Origin of the sequence: Streptomyces griseochromogenes (genome assembly GCF_001542625.1) — a bacterium.
Classification (GTDB): Bacteria; Actinomycetota; Actinomycetes; order Streptomycetales; family Streptomycetaceae; genus Streptomyces; species Streptomyces griseochromogenes.
Genome location: NZ_CP016279.1, coordinates 8,266,623 through 8,281,445, shown reverse-complemented (window position 1 = coordinate 8,281,445; position 14,823 = coordinate 8,266,623). Strand labels below are relative to the sequence as shown.

13 protein-coding genes are annotated in these 14,823 nt (G+C 71.6%); 8 read left to right on the top strand and 5 right to left on the bottom strand.

The genetic code is table 11. The annotated features are described in order from the left end of the window. Nucleotides 1-43: 43 nt before the first annotated feature. Both AVL59_RS35855 and AVL59_RS35850 read right to left on the bottom strand, forming a co-directional pair. Nucleotides 44-1,447 (bottom strand): metallopeptidase TldD-related protein, encoded by a 1,404-nt coding sequence (locus tag AVL59_RS35855; protein WP_067313047.1) that lies wholly within the window; start codon nucleotides 1,445-1,447, stop codon nucleotides 44-46. After that, on the bottom strand, nucleotides 1,444-2,967 hold the full coding sequence (locus AVL59_RS35850; RefSeq protein ID WP_067313045.1) for a TldD/PmbA family protein: 1,524 nt from the start codon (nucleotides 2,965-2,967) through the stop codon (nucleotides 1,444-1,446). The genes AVL59_RS35855 and AVL59_RS35850 overlap by 4 nt, the downstream gene beginning before the upstream one ends. A gap of 248 nt (nucleotides 2,968-3,215) precedes the next feature. On the opposite strand from AVL59_RS35850, the gene fabG reads away from it, so the two are divergent. The 3 genes from fabG to AVL59_RS35835 all read left to right on the top strand — a co-directional run bounded on the left by fabG (nucleotide 3,216) and on the right by AVL59_RS35835 (nucleotide 5,268). After that, complete coding sequence (gene fabG, locus AVL59_RS35845; RefSeq protein ID WP_067313042.1) at nucleotides 3,216-3,920, top strand: 3-oxoacyl-[acyl-carrier-protein] reductase; 705 nt, start codon at nucleotides 3,216-3,218, stop codon at nucleotides 3,918-3,920. Between the two features lie 5 nt (nucleotides 3,921-3,925). Next, the gene (gene fabI, locus AVL59_RS35840; protein WP_067313040.1) at nucleotides 3,926-4,693 is read left to right on the top strand and encodes an enoyl-ACP reductase FabI; all 768 of its coding nucleotides are present in this window, start codon (nucleotides 3,926-3,928) and stop codon (nucleotides 4,691-4,693) included. Between the two features lie 224 nt (nucleotides 4,694-4,917). Further along, entirely contained in the window at nucleotides 4,918-5,268 is a 351-nt protein-coding gene (locus AVL59_RS35835; protein ID WP_067313038.1) for a hypothetical protein, read from the top strand. Here AVL59_RS35835 and AVL59_RS35830 read toward each other — a convergent pair. Further along, the gene (locus AVL59_RS35830; protein ID WP_067313036.1) at nucleotides 5,246-5,938 is read right to left on the bottom strand and encodes a FadR/GntR family transcriptional regulator; all 693 of its coding nucleotides are present in this window, start codon (nucleotides 5,936-5,938) and stop codon (nucleotides 5,246-5,248) included. The genes AVL59_RS35835 and AVL59_RS35830 overlap by 23 nt on opposite strands. 82 nt (nucleotides 5,939-6,020) lie before the next feature. On the opposite strand from AVL59_RS35830, the gene AVL59_RS35825 reads away from it, so the two are divergent. From AVL59_RS35825 to AVL59_RS35815, 4 genes are all read left to right on the top strand, one after another. After that, nucleotides 6,021-7,364 carry a CynX/NimT family MFS transporter gene (locus tag AVL59_RS35825; protein ID WP_099053346.1) on the top strand — a complete coding sequence of 448 codons (1,344 nt, stop codon included), beginning with the start codon at nucleotides 6,021-6,023 and terminating at the stop codon, nucleotides 7,362-7,364. A gap of 118 nt (nucleotides 7,365-7,482) precedes the next feature. Further along, nucleotides 7,483-7,602, top strand: a complete 120-nt coding sequence (locus AVL59_RS55480; protein ID WP_099053178.1) for an SGM_5486 family transporter-associated protein — start codon at nucleotides 7,483-7,485, stop codon at nucleotides 7,600-7,602. A 175-nt stretch (nucleotides 7,603-7,777) separates the two neighbouring features. Then, nucleotides 7,778-7,984: a hypothetical protein gene (locus AVL59_RS35820; RefSeq protein WP_067313033.1), complete on the top strand. Its 207-nt coding sequence runs from the start codon at nucleotides 7,778-7,780 to the stop codon at nucleotides 7,982-7,984. Between the two features lie 78 nt (nucleotides 7,985-8,062). Further along, entirely contained in the window at nucleotides 8,063-8,581 is a 519-nt protein-coding gene (locus AVL59_RS35815) for a SixA phosphatase family protein (protein ID WP_067313031.1), read from the top strand. 80 nt (nucleotides 8,582-8,661) lie between these two features. On the opposite strand, the gene serB is transcribed toward AVL59_RS35815, so the two are convergent. Both serB and AVL59_RS35805 read right to left on the bottom strand, forming a co-directional pair. Next, entirely contained in the window at nucleotides 8,662-9,870 is a 1,209-nt protein-coding gene (gene serB / locus AVL59_RS35810; RefSeq protein ID WP_067313027.1) for a phosphoserine phosphatase SerB, read from the bottom strand. A 248-nt stretch (nucleotides 9,871-10,118) separates the two neighbouring features. Beyond that, nucleotides 10,119-11,969, bottom strand: a complete 1,851-nt coding sequence (locus AVL59_RS35805; protein WP_067313025.1) for a streptophobe family protein — start codon at nucleotides 11,967-11,969, stop codon at nucleotides 10,119-10,121. A 241-nt stretch (nucleotides 11,970-12,210) separates the two neighbouring features. Here AVL59_RS35805 and AVL59_RS35800 point away from each other — a divergent pair, with 241 nt between their 5' ends. Next, nucleotides 12,211-14,757 (top strand): ABC transporter ATP-binding protein/permease, encoded by a 2,547-nt coding sequence (locus AVL59_RS35800; protein ID WP_067313023.1) that lies wholly within the window; start codon nucleotides 12,211-12,213, stop codon nucleotides 14,755-14,757. Nucleotides 14,758-14,823: the final 66 nt, after the last annotated feature.

The following is a 14,823-nucleotide window of genomic DNA, read 5'->3' as shown; positions in this document are numbered from 1 at the left end:
CCTCGGTGATCTCGGGGCCGTCGGGTGACGACCGACTACGAGGTTATACGCCCTGACTGACAGAGCTCATGTTGAAATCGGGGATCCGCAGCGCGGGCATCGCGGCCCGGGTGAACCAGTCGCTCCACTCCCGCGGCAGCGTCTTCTCGGTCCGCCCCGCCTCCGCGGCCCGCCCCAGCAGGTCCACCGGCGACTCGTTGAACCGGAAGTTGTTCACCTGGCCGGTCACCTCGCCGTTCTCCACGAGGTACACGCCGTCCCGGGTCAGGCCCGTGAGCAGCAGCGTCGCCGGGTCGACCTCGCGGATGTACCACAGGCAGGTCAGCAGCAGCCCGCGCTCGGTCGCCGCGACCATCTCCTCCAGCGAGCGGTCCTGCCCGCCGTCCAGGATCAGGTTCCCGAGCGCCGGGGCGACGGGCAGACCGGTCAGACCCGCGCTGTGCCGGGTGGTGGTCAGGTGCTTCAGCACGCCTTCGCTCATCCACTCGGTGGCGTGCGCCGGCAGCCCGTTGTCGAACACGGACTGGTCGCCGCCGGAGGAGTGGGCGACCACGAAGGGCGCGCACTCGAGGCCCGGCTCGTTCGGGTCGCTGCGCAGGGTCAGCGGCAGCTCGGCCAGCTTGTCGCCGACCCGGGTGCCGCCGCCCGGCTTGGAGAACACCGTCCGGCCCTCGGCCGCGTCCCGCCCCGAGGCCGACCACAGCTGGTAGATCATCAGGTCGGCGACCGCGGTCGGCGGCAGCAGCGTCTCGTAGCGGCCCGCGGGCAGTTCCACGCGCCGCTCGGCCCAGCCGAGGCGCATGGCCAGTTCGGCGTCCAGGGCGCCCGGGTCGACGTCCTTGAAGTCCCGCGTGGAGCGGCCCGCCCACGCCGAGCGCGTACGGTCCGGGGACTTGGCGTTCAGCTCCAGAGTGCCGGTGGGCTGGTCGTGCCGAAGGCGCAGCCCGGTGGACGTGCCCACGTACGTCGACATCATCTCGTGATTGGCGAAGCCGTACAGCTCACGGCCGCCGGCACGCGCGCGTGCGAAGGCCTCGCCGAGCGCCGGAGCGAAGTCCGCGAACACGGCGGAGGAGGTCTCGGCGGGCGCGTCCGTGAAGTCCGGCGCCTCCGGAACGCCGCTGACCAGCGGCTGGGCGTCCTCGGCCGGCCCGGCCCCGCGCGCGGCGGCCTCGGCCGCCCGCACCAGCGGCTCCAGCTCCTCGGCCGTCACCGCCGACCGCGACACGACACCGGAGGCCGTGCCCTCCTTGCCGTCCACGGTCGCGATCACCGTGAGGGTACGACCGCGGGTGACACCGTTGGTGGTCAGGGCGTTGCCCGCCCAGCGCAGGTTGGCGGTCGAGTGCTCGTCGGCGATGACGACACAGCCGTCCGCCCGGGACAGCGCGAGCGCCTGCTCGACGACCTCGTGCGGCTTGTTCGCCTTGTTGCTGGGCGCGCTCATCGACCGGCCTCCTGTGTCGTGTTGAGGATGTTCACTGCCCTGAACAGGGCCGACGGGCACCCGTGGGACACCGCGGCGACCTGGCCCGGCTGGGCCTTGCCGCAGTTGAAGGCGCCGCCCAGGACATAGGTCTGCGGACCGCCCACGGCGGCCATCGACCCCCAGAAGTCGGTGGTCGTGGCCTGGTAGGCCACGTCCTTGAGCTGCCCGGTGATCCGCCCGTTCTCGATCTTGAAGAAGCGCTGCCCGGTGAACTGGAAGTTGTACCGCTGCATGTCGATCGACCAGGACCGGTCCCCGACGACGTAGATGCCCCGGTCGACGCCCCCGATCAGGTCCTCGGTGGACAGTCCGGCGGGATCCGGCCGCAGGGACACATTGGCCATGCGCTGCACCGGAACATGCCCCGGGGAGTCGGCGAAGGCGCACCCGTTGGACCGGTCGAACCCGGTCAGCTTCGCGATCCTGCGGTCCAGTTGGTAGCCGACGAGCGTGCCGTCCTTCACCAGGTCCCAGGACTGCGCCTGGACGCCCTCGTCGTCGTACCCGATGGTCGCCAGGCCGTGCTCGGCGGTGCGGTCACCGGTGACGTTCATCAGTTCGGAGCCGTACCGCAGCTTGCCCAGCTGGTCGAAGGTGGCGAAGGAGGTGCCGGCGTAGGCGGCCTCGTAGCCGAGTGCTCGGTCCAGCTCGGTGGCGTGCCCGATGGACTCGTGGATGGTCAGCCACAGGTTGGACGGGTCGACCACCAGGTCGTACAGGCCCGGCTCCACGCTCGGTGCCCGCATCTTCTCGGCCAGCAGCTCCGGGATCCGCGCCAGCTCGGCGTCCCAGTCCCAGCCGGTCCCGGTCAGGTACTCCCAGCCGCGCCCGACGGGCGGCGCGATGGTCCGCATCGAGTCGAACTCGCCGCTCGACTCGTCGACCGACACGGCCGTCAGCTCCGGATGCAGCCGCACCCGCTGCTGGGTGGTCACGGTGCCCGCGGTGTCGGCGTAGAACTTGTTCTCGTGCACGGTGAGCAGCGAGGCGTCCACGTGGTTCACGCCGTCCGCCGCCAGCAGCCGGCTGCTCCACTCCGTGAGCAGCGCGGTCTTCTCCTCGTCGGGCACCGAGAAGGGGTCGATCTCGTACGACGAGATCCAGGTCTTCTCGGCGTGCACCGGCTCGTCCGCCAGCTCCACGCGCTCGTCCGAACCGGCGGCCTTGATCACCTGTGCCGAGAGCTTCGCCATCGCCACCGCCTGCGAGGCGACCTTGGCGGCCGCGTCCAGGGTGAGGTCCACCCCGGACGCGAAGCCCCAGGTACCGCCGTGCACGACCCGGACCGCGTACCCGAGGTCGGTGACGTCCGACGATCCGGCGGGCTTGGCGTCCCTGAGCCGCCAGGACGCGCTGCGCACCCGCTCGAACCGGAAGTCCGCATGCGCGGCCCCGAGCGCACGCGCGCGTGCGAGCGCGGCGTCCGCGAGGGCCCTTAGCGGAAGCGCCGTGAAGGCTTCGTCGATGGAATGAGGCACGGAGGTCTCCCTGCTGTCGTCGCCTGTCGGATCCGATCATGTCGTGGGAGCGGCACGGCGGACCACACGTTTCGCTCCCGTGCGGGTCCTTTCTGTAGGGATCCGACAGGGACTGCCCTGCGCCACTGTCGGTGCCCGCTTGCCCACGGAAGGGGCGCTACCGATAGGTTTTCGATGAAGCCGCCTGCCATCCAGGTGTTCGGGCGGGTTGTCGGACCGCTTCAGACCGCTATCGAAAGGGTGATCCGTTGAGCCGCTCGGTTCTCGTCACCGGAGGTAACCGGGGCATCGGCCTCGCCATCGCCCGCGCTTTCGCCGACGCCGGCGACAAGGTCGCGATCACGTACCGTTCGGGTGAGCCGCCGGCCGGCTTCCTGGCCGTCAAGTGCGACATCACCGACCCCGAGCAGGTGGAGCAGGCCTACAAGGAGATCGAGGCGAAGCACGGCCCGGTGGAGGTCCTGATCGCCAACGCGGGCATCACCAAGGACCAGCTCCTGATGCGCATGAGCGAGGAGGACTTCACCTCGGTCATCGACACCAACCTCACGGGCACCTACCGCGTGGTCAAGCGCGCCAACCGCGGCATGCTGCGCGCCAAGAAGGGCCGCGTCGTCCTCATCTCGTCGGTCGTCGGGCTGTACGGCGGCCCCGGCCAGGCGAACTACGCCGCCTCCAAGGCCGGTCTCGTCGGCTTCGCGCGCTCCCTCGCCCGTGAGCTGGGCTCGCGCAACATCACCTTCAACGTCGTCGCGCCCGGTTTCGTCGACACCGACATGACCAAGGCGCTCACCGACGAGCAGCGCGCCACCATCGTGTCGCAGGTGCCGCTCGGCCGTTACGCGCAGCCCGAGGAGGTCGCCGCGACGGTGCGGTTCCTGGCCTCCGACGACGCCTCGTACATCACTGGAGCCGTCATCCCCGTTGACGGCGGACTGGGAATGGGTCACTGATCACCATGAGCGGAATCCTCGAGGGCAAGCGCATCCTGATCACGGGTGTGCTGATGGAGTCCTCCATCGCCTTCCACGTCGCCAAGCTCGCCCAGGAGCAGGGCGCCGAGATCATCCTGACCGCCTTCCCGCGGCCCACGCTGACCGAGCGCATCGCCAAGAAGCTGCCGAAGCCGGCCAAGGTCATCGAGCTGGACGTCACCAACGACGAGCACCTGGCCCGGCTGGCCGACGTCGTCGGCGAGGAGCTGGGCGGCCTCGACGGCATCGTCCACTCCATCGGCTTCGCCCCGCAGGACGCGCTCGGCGGCAACTTCCTGAACACGCCGTTCGAGTCGGTCTCCACCGCCATGCACGTCTCGGCGTTCTCCCTGAAGTCGCTCACCATGGCCTGCCTGCCGCTGATGCAGAACGGCGGCTCGGTCGTCGGCCTCACCTTCGACGCCTCGTTCGCCTGGCCGCAGTACGACTGGATGGGCCCGGCCAAGGCCGCCCTGGAGGCCACCAGCCGCTACATGGCGCGCGACCTCGGCAAGCAGAACATCCGCTGCAACCTGGTCTCGGCGGGCCCGATCGGCTCCATGGCCGCCAAGTCCATCCCGGGCTTCGCGGAGCTGGCGTCCGTGTGGGACACCCGCTCCCCGCTGGAGTGGGACCTGAAGGACCCGGAGCCGGCCGGCCGCGGTGTCGTCGCCCTGCTGAGCGACTGGTTCCCGAAGACCACCGGCGAGATCGTCCACGTCGACGGCGGTCTGCACGCCATCGGCGCGTGACCTTCGTCTGACACCGGCGCCCCGTTCTCCGCACCCGCGGAGGCGGGGCGCCGGTCGTTTCTCCGCACCCCGGGGAGCCGGGCGTCACCCGTTTCTCCGTACCGCGGGGCGGGACGTCACTCGTTCGGCCCATCCGGCCGGGCGGAGCCAGGAGCGAGCGGCGCACGCTGGATTACGCGTTCACCTCGCGCGTCCCTCCGCAGCCCGGCCGAGGAGGTTCCCTTGTGCGCCTGCCCCGCAGCCTGGCCTCGGTGACCGTGGCCGCAGCTCTCGTGATCTCCCTGCCGTACGACGCGATGTCCCGCGCGCGCGCGGGCGACGGCAAGCCGTCCGCGCCGACCCTGTTCGGCGCCACCTGCCGCACGGCCGTACACGGCTCCCATGTGGTGGCCTACTGCCACAACCCCTACGTCGACACGGACCGGGTGCGCCTGCACATCGAGTGCGACCGCTGGTGGGACATCGACACCGACAGCGCCCCGGTGGACACGGGGCCCGCCATGACCGTACGGCTCACCGGCCGCTGCTGGAAGAACGTCCGCTCGGTGTGGATCAGCCACCAGAAGGCGCGCTGAACCGGTCCGGCCGGCACAGGAACGGATAGCTCGCGGCCTCCGTGGCCGCCGCCTCCGCGTCGCCCGCGCGGATCGCGTCCACCAGCCGCGCGTGGTCCATGTGCGTCTCCGGCGTCAGTTCCGCGCCGACGTCCGCGCGCAGCCAGTCCCGCAGCACCTCGCCCAGGTCGGCGTACATCGCCGTCATGACGTCGTTGTGCGAGGCGGCCACCACGGCCAGGTGGAAGGTCGCGTCGGCGGTCACGAACGCCTCCGCCTCGCCGGCCTCCCAGGCCTCCTCGCGGCGCGTCAGGAGCGTGTCCAGCTGCTTGAGGTCCTTCTCGGTGCGCCGCTCGGCGGCCAGCTTCGCCGCCGACGACTCCAGGGCCGAGCGCAACTCGGCGATGTGCCGGGGGTCGGCGTCGGCGAACCGGCGGTGCATCACGCCGGCCAGCTCGCTCGTCGCCGCGACATAGGTGCCCGAACCCTGGCGGATGTCGAGCAGGCCGTTGTGCGCGAGCGCGCGGACGGCCTCGCGGACGGTGTTGCGGGCGACTCCGAGCTGTTCCACCAGTTCCGGCTCGGTCGGGATGCGCGAGCCAACCGGCCACTCGCCGGACGCGATCTGACCGCGCAGCGCGGCGATGACCTGCTCGGACAGCGCCGAACGGCGCGGGTGGCTCAAGGGCATGGCACACCTTCGCACGAGGAGCCCGGGCGGGGGCCTCCCGGGAGTGGACAACCAATCATCCCATGATTCTATGATGGGCGGCATGGCTAGTGAGGAAACCCGGACCGCGCAAACCCGTACGGCGATGTCTTCGGCCCGGAAGCCGTCGCCCGAACCCGGTACGGCCACGGCGGCGGGTCCAGGGCGGACACCGCCCACGCGCGCGTGGGCGACACGTCTGGTCGTCGTCGGCATCGTGCTGTCCGCGCTGAACCTCCGCCCGGCCATCACCAGCCTCGGCGCGCTCCTGGAGGAGGTCCGCGACGGCCTCGGCATGAGCGGCGGCGTGGCCGGGGTGCTGACCTCGGTGCCCCCGCTCTGCTTCGCCGTCTTCGGTGTCACCGCGCCACGCCTGGCCCGCCGCTTCGGAGCGGGCGCCGTGGTGTGCGCCGGTATGGTCGCCATCACCGCCGGCCTGCTGATACGGCCGTACACCGGGAGCACGGTCGGCTTCCTGGCCGCCAGCGCCCTCGCCCTCATGGGCATCGCCGTCAGTAACGTGCTCATGCCGGTCATCGTCAAGCGCTGGTTCCCCGACCGGGTCGGCTCCATGACGGGCCTGTACTCCATGGCCCTCGCCCTCGGCACCTCCCTCGCCGCCGCGGTGACCGTGCCCGTGACCGACGCCCTGGGCGGCGACTGGCAGTCCGGGCTCACGGTGTGGGCGGGGCTCGCGGCAGCCGCCGTGCTGCCCTGGCTGCCGCTGGTCCGGGAGCGGGACGCCGCCCCGGCCCAGGAGCCCCCGGCGGGTACGCCCAGGGAGCGGCCGCGGGAGGCGGAGGAGCGGCCAGCGCAGGCCCCGCTGCGCATCACCCGGAGCCGCACGGCCTGGGCGCTCGCCGTCTTCTTCGGCCTCCAGGCCACCGCCGCCTACATCACCATGGGCTGGATGGCGCAGATCTTCCGGGACGCCGGTGTCCCGGCGGGCACGGCCGGACTGCTTCTCGCCGTCACCATGGTGATGGGCGTGCCGCTGGCCTTCGTCATCCCGCGGCTCGCCACCCGGCTGCCCCAGCAGGGGCCGATCGCGCTGGCCCTGGGCGTCTGCGGCCTCGCGGGCTACGCCGGCCTGTACTTCGCGCCGGCCGCCGGCGCCTGGGCCTGGGCCCTGCTGCTCGGCATCTCCAACTGTGCCTTCCCGCTGGCGCTGACGATGGTCGGCATGCGGGCCAGGACCGGTCCGGGCGTGGCCCAGCTGTCCGCGTTCGCGCAGAGCACCGGATACCTGATCTCCATCCCCGGCCCGCTGCTCGTCGGCGTGCTCTACCAGCAGAGCGGCGGCTGGGGGCTGCCGATCGCCCTCATGGCCGGCCTGATGCTGCCCCAAATGGCGGTGGGGTTCCTGGCCGGCCGCAACCGTACGGTGGAGGAGGAGGCGGCCCGCTAGTCCGTCCCGCCCCGATCCGCCGATCCGCAGATTCGTCGATCCGCCGATCGGCCCATCCGCCGCCCCGTCTCCCGCCCCCCGCGGATCCGTTCCGGACGAAGGGTGCGAGACTGGGCGCATGCAGCCAGTGCTCGACCCGAACCCGAAGAACAGCCAGAAGAAAATGCTGCTCGTCTTCGGCGCGTTCCTCGCCATCTTCGTGATCATCGCCGTCATCGCGACGATCGCCTCGCCCTGACCCGCTCCGGCGCGCCCGGCGACCTCGGGTGGGGCTAACCCCACCATCCCCTAGGGGGCCAGGGTCAGGGTCAACTGGGTGGATGCCCGGATGGGTTGGCGGCCCGATGTTCCGTAGCTTCGAGATGTGACCGCACCAGGCGGTCAAGGCCACTCGAGGATCCACGGAGGCGATCATGCCGGCCCGCTCGCACACCCGGCTCCACCCGGCGACCACGAGCAGCGTCGACATCCGGCTGCCCTGGTGGGCGCTCGCCCTGCCCGCGCTCGCCTTCATCGCGCTGCTCGCGCTGATACTGAACCCCTCGGACGCCCACGCGGCGAGCGGCGACCCGGCGATCACGCACCTTTTCGAGCGCGTGCAGCAGCTCCTCGCGCGCTGACGGGGAGCCCCCTCACGCGGTGAATCCGCATGTCAACTCCCTGCGCCAGGTGGCCTGTTTCATGCGAAGCTGGGTCCCATGAGCGTCGCAGAACCCCGCAGGATCGTCCTCTTCCGGCATGCGAAAGCCGACTGGCCCCAGGTGTCCGACCATGACCGCCCGCTCGCCGAGCGGGGCCGCATGGACGCCGCGGTCGCCGGCCGCAAGCTGGCCGACACCGGTATCACCTTCGACCTGGCCGTGTGCTCCACCTCCGTCCGGACCCGAGAGACCTGGAAGCTCGCCGTCCACGAACTCGCGCACCGGCCGAAAACCCTCTACGAGGAGCGGGTCTACGAGGCCTCGCCCGGCGAGCTGATCGCCGTGCTCAACGAGATCCCGGACGATGTGCACAATGCCATCCTGATCGGTCACAACCCGGGCGTGCACGGCTTGGCCGAGGTCCTCGCGGGTGACTTCGAGGGCGAGGCCCGCGAGCGGATGAACCGCCGCGGCTTTCCCGCCGCCGGCTTCGCGATGCTGACCTTCGACGGTGCCTGGAAGGGCCTGGAGCCGGGCGTGGCCACACTGACGGAGTACTGGGCACCCTCCGAGTGACGGCACCCACGTCAGGAGGGCCCGGCACCGTTGCGGTGCCGGGCCCTCCCGCCGTGTACGGCGAACGGGGCCGAGGCCGCTCAGTCCTCGTCGTGCGTGTCGGCCGCCTCGACCTCTTCACGGGTGACGCCCAGCAGATACAGGACGGTGTCCAGGAAGGGAAAGTTCACCGCCGTGTGCGCGGCCTCGCGGACCACCGGCTTGGCGTTGAAGGCGACACCGAGACCGGCCGCGTTCAGCATGTCCAGGTCATTGGCGCCGTCGCCGATCGCCACCGTCTGCGACAGCGGCACCCCGGCCTCCGCGGCGAACCGGCGCAGCAGCCGCGCCTTGCCCGCGCGGTCCACGATCTCGCCGGTGACCCGCCCGGTCAGCTGCCCGTCGACGATCTCCAGCGTGTTGGCCTGCGCGAAGTCCAGCCCCAGCCGCTCCTTCAGATCATCCGTGACCTGCGTGAACCCGCCGGAGACGACACCTACTTGATAGCCGAGGCGCTTCAGGGTGCGGATCAGCGTGCGCGCGCCCGGCGTCAGCCGCACCTCGTCGCGCACCTTCTCCACCACCGAGGCGTCCAGCCCCTTCAGCAGCGCCACGCGCGCGTGCAGCGACTGCTCGAAGTCCAGCTCCCCGCGCATGGCCGCGGCCGTCACCTCGGCGACCTTGTCCTCGCAGCCGGCGTGCGCGGCGAACAGCTCGATGACCTCGTCCTGGATGAGCGTGGAGTCCACGTCCATGACGACCAGCCGCTGGGCGCGCCGGTGCAGGCCCGCCGCGACGACCGCGATGTCGACACCCAGTGCCGCCGCGTCGGATGCCAGGGCCGTGCGCAGCGGCTCCGTCTCCACACCGGACACGGCGAACTCCACCGCCGTCACCGGGTACTTGGCGAGGCGGAAGATACGGTCGATGTTCCCGCCGGCCTTGGCGATCCGGGCGGCGACGGCGGCGGTCGACTCGGCGGTGAGGGGGTGGCCCAGAACGGTCACCAGGGAGCGGCCGAGACCACGCGGGCGGTTGTCGCCGTGCCCCGAGATGATCTCCGCCTGCATCTTCATCGACTCGGCCCAGCTGTGCACGGTCGCCCGCAGGTCGCCCTCCAGGCCGGCCGGCGGCTGGGTGACCAGGACGCACAGCACCAGTCGGCCCCGGGTGACGACCTGCTCGATGTCGACCACGTCGACGAGGTACGCGGCCAGGGTGTCGAAGAGGCCGGCCGTGATGCCCGGCCTGTCCTTGCCGAAAATCTTGACGAGGAGAGTGGGGACCTCGGAGGTCTGCGAAGCGCTCATGGTGTCACCACCGTATCCGGCACCCAGTGCCTTCTGCCCCTGAGGTCCGCCTGACGGACACGGAACAATGGGTGTCCGGCCGATGTAAGGGATCTTGCCTCCCGGCGACGGCCCGACCGTCCCGGCCGGGAAGCCGGAGCTCGGGGACGAGGAGCCAGGGCTCATCACGACTGTGCCACCGCCGGCGCCCCGGCGCACAGCCCACCCGCGACCAGCGGCGGTGCCTGCTCCTGATCGGTGCCGCGGGCTCACTTGCCGGGCGTTCTGGGCGGTCGCGGGGGCGGCGGAGGCGGCGGCCCGTCGTCCGGCCCCTCCCGCGAACGATCACGCGCGCGCCCGCCGGGACGGCTGCGGGGCGGAGGCGGATCGTAGGGCCGGGCGACGGTGGGGGCGCCGTACATGTCGTCCCCGGCCGACGGCGGCCGCGCGTCCTCGGGCCGCGCCCGCAGTCCCTCCGGTACCTGGAGATAGGGGTTCGTGTCGGGGTTCGGCGGCCGGTACGGCCTGCCCGGCGCATACGGCCCGGCCGTGCCGCCGTACCCCGAGTGCCCGACCGCGCCGCCGCGCCCGGCCGGCCTGCCGCCGTGGCCAGGGGGCCCGGCGACCCCGCCGCCGTACTCGGGGTGTCCCGCGGCACCTCCGGCGTACCCGGCCTGCCCGCTCCCGTCCGCCGCCGTGGCCGGCGCGCCCCGTGCCTCACCCGTACCCGGCCCCACGACCCGGCTCCCCGCGGCCCCCGTCACCCAGGCCAGCAGCGCTCCGGCCGCGCCGGCCCCCGCGCCCCACACGGCGCCCAGGAGCAGCGCCATGCCCAGGTGCCCGTGCAGTTCGATGCCCGCGCCGAAGGCGTCGAAGCCCAGCACGGACAGCGAGGCGTCCACCGAGACGTCCGTCAGCCAGGCGAGCAGGGGCAGGACCAGCGCGTTCGCGATCCCGAGCCGCAGGGCGCAGCGCCCGGCGAAGCCCAGGGCGCCTCCCGGCCCACCGGAGGAGCCCCGCACCGGTGTCCGCACCGCCGTCAGCACCCCGGCCAGCAGCATCAGCAGCGCCGCCGCCACCGCGAGCAGCCACACCCGTCCGTCGAGACCGGCCAGCCGGCCCAGGGTGACGGGCTGGTCCGACCGCGCGCTCAGCAGTTGGTCGAGCGGGTGGGGCAGCAGCTTGCCCAGCGCGCCGGTGGCCCTGCCGTCCCAGGGGACGAACAGGCCGAGGGGGACGCCGAGCCACACCCCGTTCGGGGCGCCGAGCAGGGCCGCGCCCGCGATCCGGCGCGGGTGGTCGTCGCCGATCGCCGCGTACGCCGCCGCCGCGAACCCGGCGACGACGGCCACCAGCAGCACGGTGACGAGCGCCGAGACGGCGGGCCGCACCACCCGGTGCACGGCCTCCCAGCCGCGCGGCAGGGGAGTGCGTCGGGAGGCGAGCAGGGCGATCAGCAGGATGCCGGCGGACCAGCCGAGGCCGCCGAGGAGCGTGGGCGCGCTGTCCACGGTGAAGCCGACGGCTGCCTTGGCGTGAATCAGGTCCCCGATCCGGTCCGGCAGCAGCCCGCCGATGTCCCCCAGGCCCGGGATGTGCAGGCCGCCCCCCTTGCCGCCCCCGCCGGGCAGCTTGTCCAGGCCGAGCGAGCCGCCGTCGATCGTGATGACGTCGTGCCCGGCCCAGGCCAGCCCGCCGAGCATGGCCACGAAGAGCGCGACCACCGCGCCCGCGCGCGCGAGGAGTTCGACGGGTGCGATGACAACTCCGGCCGTGCGCAGGGACCGTAGGAAGAACCACGAGAGCAGCAGTGCGCCCACCAGGCTGACGCCCAGTGGCGTGATCTCGACGGCCGTGTGCGCCTGGGCGCCTTTCAGTCCGAAAGCGGACACATCGCCCGCCGGTGAGATCGAACCACCCGCCCCGAGCGCCACAACCGCCGCCGTCATGGGGCCCAGTGAGCCCGCCGCGTCGGCCCGCAGCAGATGCAGACCGAGCGCGGCCGTGCCCGCCATCCCCATCAACGCCCAGCTCACGGCGGCGATCGCGGACAGCAGGATGTCCGCCCATGGCAGAGAAGTGTCTCGTCGTGCGGTCCCGACGCCTGTGGCAGCGCTCATGGCAGACCCCCCGATCCGCGGCGCGGCACCGTCGCCGCCCTTGTCCCCCTCGCGGGGGATTACCACTCTCCGGCCCGGTTTCAACCCCGTCAACGGGGCGAGTTGAAGCGCGCGCGGGCGCCCTTCACAAGGCCCGACTTTCGGTCACGGCGCCGAGCCTGAAATAGTTCCCCACGATGTTCGACATCCCTAGACTCCCTGTGATGGGGGTAACTCGGGGGACAACTCAGTGGGGCATGGAGTGCCGGAACTCGTACTGGAATCAAACGGACGGACCTGGACGCTCGATTCGTCCAGGTCCTACACACTCGGACGCGATCCGCAAGGAGACGTCGTGTTCGACGACGCCAGGGTCTCCTGGCGGCACGCCACGGTCAGCTTCAACGGCCGCAGTTGGGTCATCGAGGACCATGGCAGTACCAACGGCACGTTCGTGCAGGGCCAGCGGATCCAGGAGATGGAGCTCGGTCCCGGCTCGGCGGTGCACCTCGGCAACGCGACCGACGGACCGCGCCTGAACCTCTCCGGCGCCGCGGCCCCGGTCGCGCAGCCCCAGCAGCAGCCGCAGGCGGCGCCGTACGCCGCCCAGGGCGCGGGCCCCGGCTGGGCCCAGCAGGTGCCGCACCAGGCCGGGCCCGGCGACTGGCAGCAGCCGCAGGCCGCGCCGGTCGCACCCTTCCCGCAGCAGCAGAGCGGGCCGCCCGAGCAGTACGCGCAGAAGGCACCCGGCGGTGGCGCGGGGGCGCCGCCGGTCTACGGCGACCGCAGCCCCACCACGTTCCACCAGTTCGCCGTCGGCCGCGTGATGCGCATCGGCCGTGCCCTGGAGAACGAGCTGGTCGTCTCCGACCTGCAGGTCTCCCGGCACCACGCCGAGTTCCACTCGACGCCCGACGGCCGCTTCGAGATCCGCGACCTCGGCTCGCACAACGGCACGTACGTCAACGGCCAGCCGATCGCCAAGGGCGGCTCGGTGCTGCTCGGCCCGGCGGACATCGTCGGTGTCGGTCACTCCACCTTCCGTATCGTCGGCGACCGCCTCGAGGAGTTCGTCGACACCGGTGAGGTCTCCTTCTCGGCGCGCCATCTGACGGTCACGGTCGACGGCGGCAAGCAGATCCTGAAGGACGTCTCCTTCGGCGTCCCGGAGAAGTCGCTGATCGCGGTCATCGGCCCGTCGGGATCCGGCAAGTCGACCCTGCTCAAGGCGCTCACCGGCTATCGGCCCGCCAACGAGGGCGAGGTGCTGTACGACAACCGGAACCTCTACAAGCAGTTCGCCGAGCTGCGCCAGCGCATCGGTCTGGTCCCGCAGGACGACATCCTGCACAAGGAGCTGACCGTCAAGAAGGCTCTGAAGTACGCGGCCAAGCTGCGCTTCCCGTCCGACACCACCGCTCAGGAGCGCGACGCCCGCATCGAGGAGGTGCTGCGCGAGCTCAAGCTGGACATCCACAAGGACAAGAAGGTCACGTCCCTCTCCGGCGGCCAGCGCAAGCGCGTCTCGGTGGCCCTGGAGCTGCTCACGAAGCCGTCGCTGATCTTCCTGGACGAGCCGACCTCGGGCCTCGACCCGGGCATGGACCGCGACGTCATGCAGCTGCTGCGGGGCCTGGCCGACGACGGCCGTACGGTCCTCGTGGTCACCCACTCGGTGGCCGAGCTGGCGCTGTGCGACAAGCTCCTGGTGATGGCGCCGGGCGGCGCGGTCGCCTACTTCGGCCCGCCGGAGGAGGCGCTGAACTTCTTCGGCTACGACACCTGGGCCGACGTCTTCTCCGCCTTCGAGAACTACCGCGACTACGACTGGGCGGGCCGTTGGAAGGGCTCGCAGCACTACCAGATGTACGCCGCGGACATCGACGCGGTCGCCCCGCAGTCCGTACACATGCCTCCGCCGCAGGCGATGAAGCCGCCCAAGCCGCAGGGCTGGGGCTCGCAGCTGATGACCCTGATCCGGCGCTATGTGTCGGTCATCGCCTCCGACAAGGGATTCCTGGCGCTGACGGTGATCCTGCCGGCGGTGCTCGGTGCGGTCAGCCTCCTGATCGACCACAACCGGGGCCTGCTGGTCAACGAGGCGATCAACCCGCGCACCGGCCAGCACGTCCCGAACGGTACGGCCACCACGGTGCTCCTGATCCTCGCGGTCGGCGCCTGCTTCGCGGGTGCCGCGAACTCCGTCCGTGAGCTGATCAAGGAACGGGTCATCTACGAGCGGGAGCGCGCGACCGGCCTGTCCCGGTCGGCCTACCTGATGTCGAAGGTGGTCGTCCTCGGCGCGGTCACCGTGCTCCAGGGCCTGATGGTCGGCGTGATCGGCTTCTCCAGCCGTGAGATCCCTGACCAGGGGCTCGTCCTCGGCGGCTCGACGCTGTTCGAGCTGTGCCTGCCGATCATGGCGCTCGGCTTCACCTCGATGATGTTCGGTCTGGTGATCTCCTCGCTGGTGAAGACCGCCGAGAAGACCATGCCGCTGCTGGTCATGTTCGCGATCATCCAGGTCGTCTTCACCGGCTGCCTCTTCACCCTGCACGGCACCCTCGGCGTCAACGAGTTCTCGTACCTGATGCCGTCGCGCTGGGCGGTGGCCGCCGCGGGCGCCACGCTGGACTTCAACAACATCGCGCCGAACAACGACGACCCGGGCAGCACGGACCCGCTGTGGGACCACGCGGCCTCGGCCTGGGGCCTGGACATGGTCGCGCTGATCGTCCTCGGTGTGATCTGCGGCTTCTTCGTGGCCCGCTTCCTGCGCCGGCACGAGCCGGAGGTCATGCGGAAGTGACCGCGGTGCCGAAGTGACCGCGGTCGGCACAACGTGAAGGGCGGCATCCCCCCGAGGGGTGCCGCC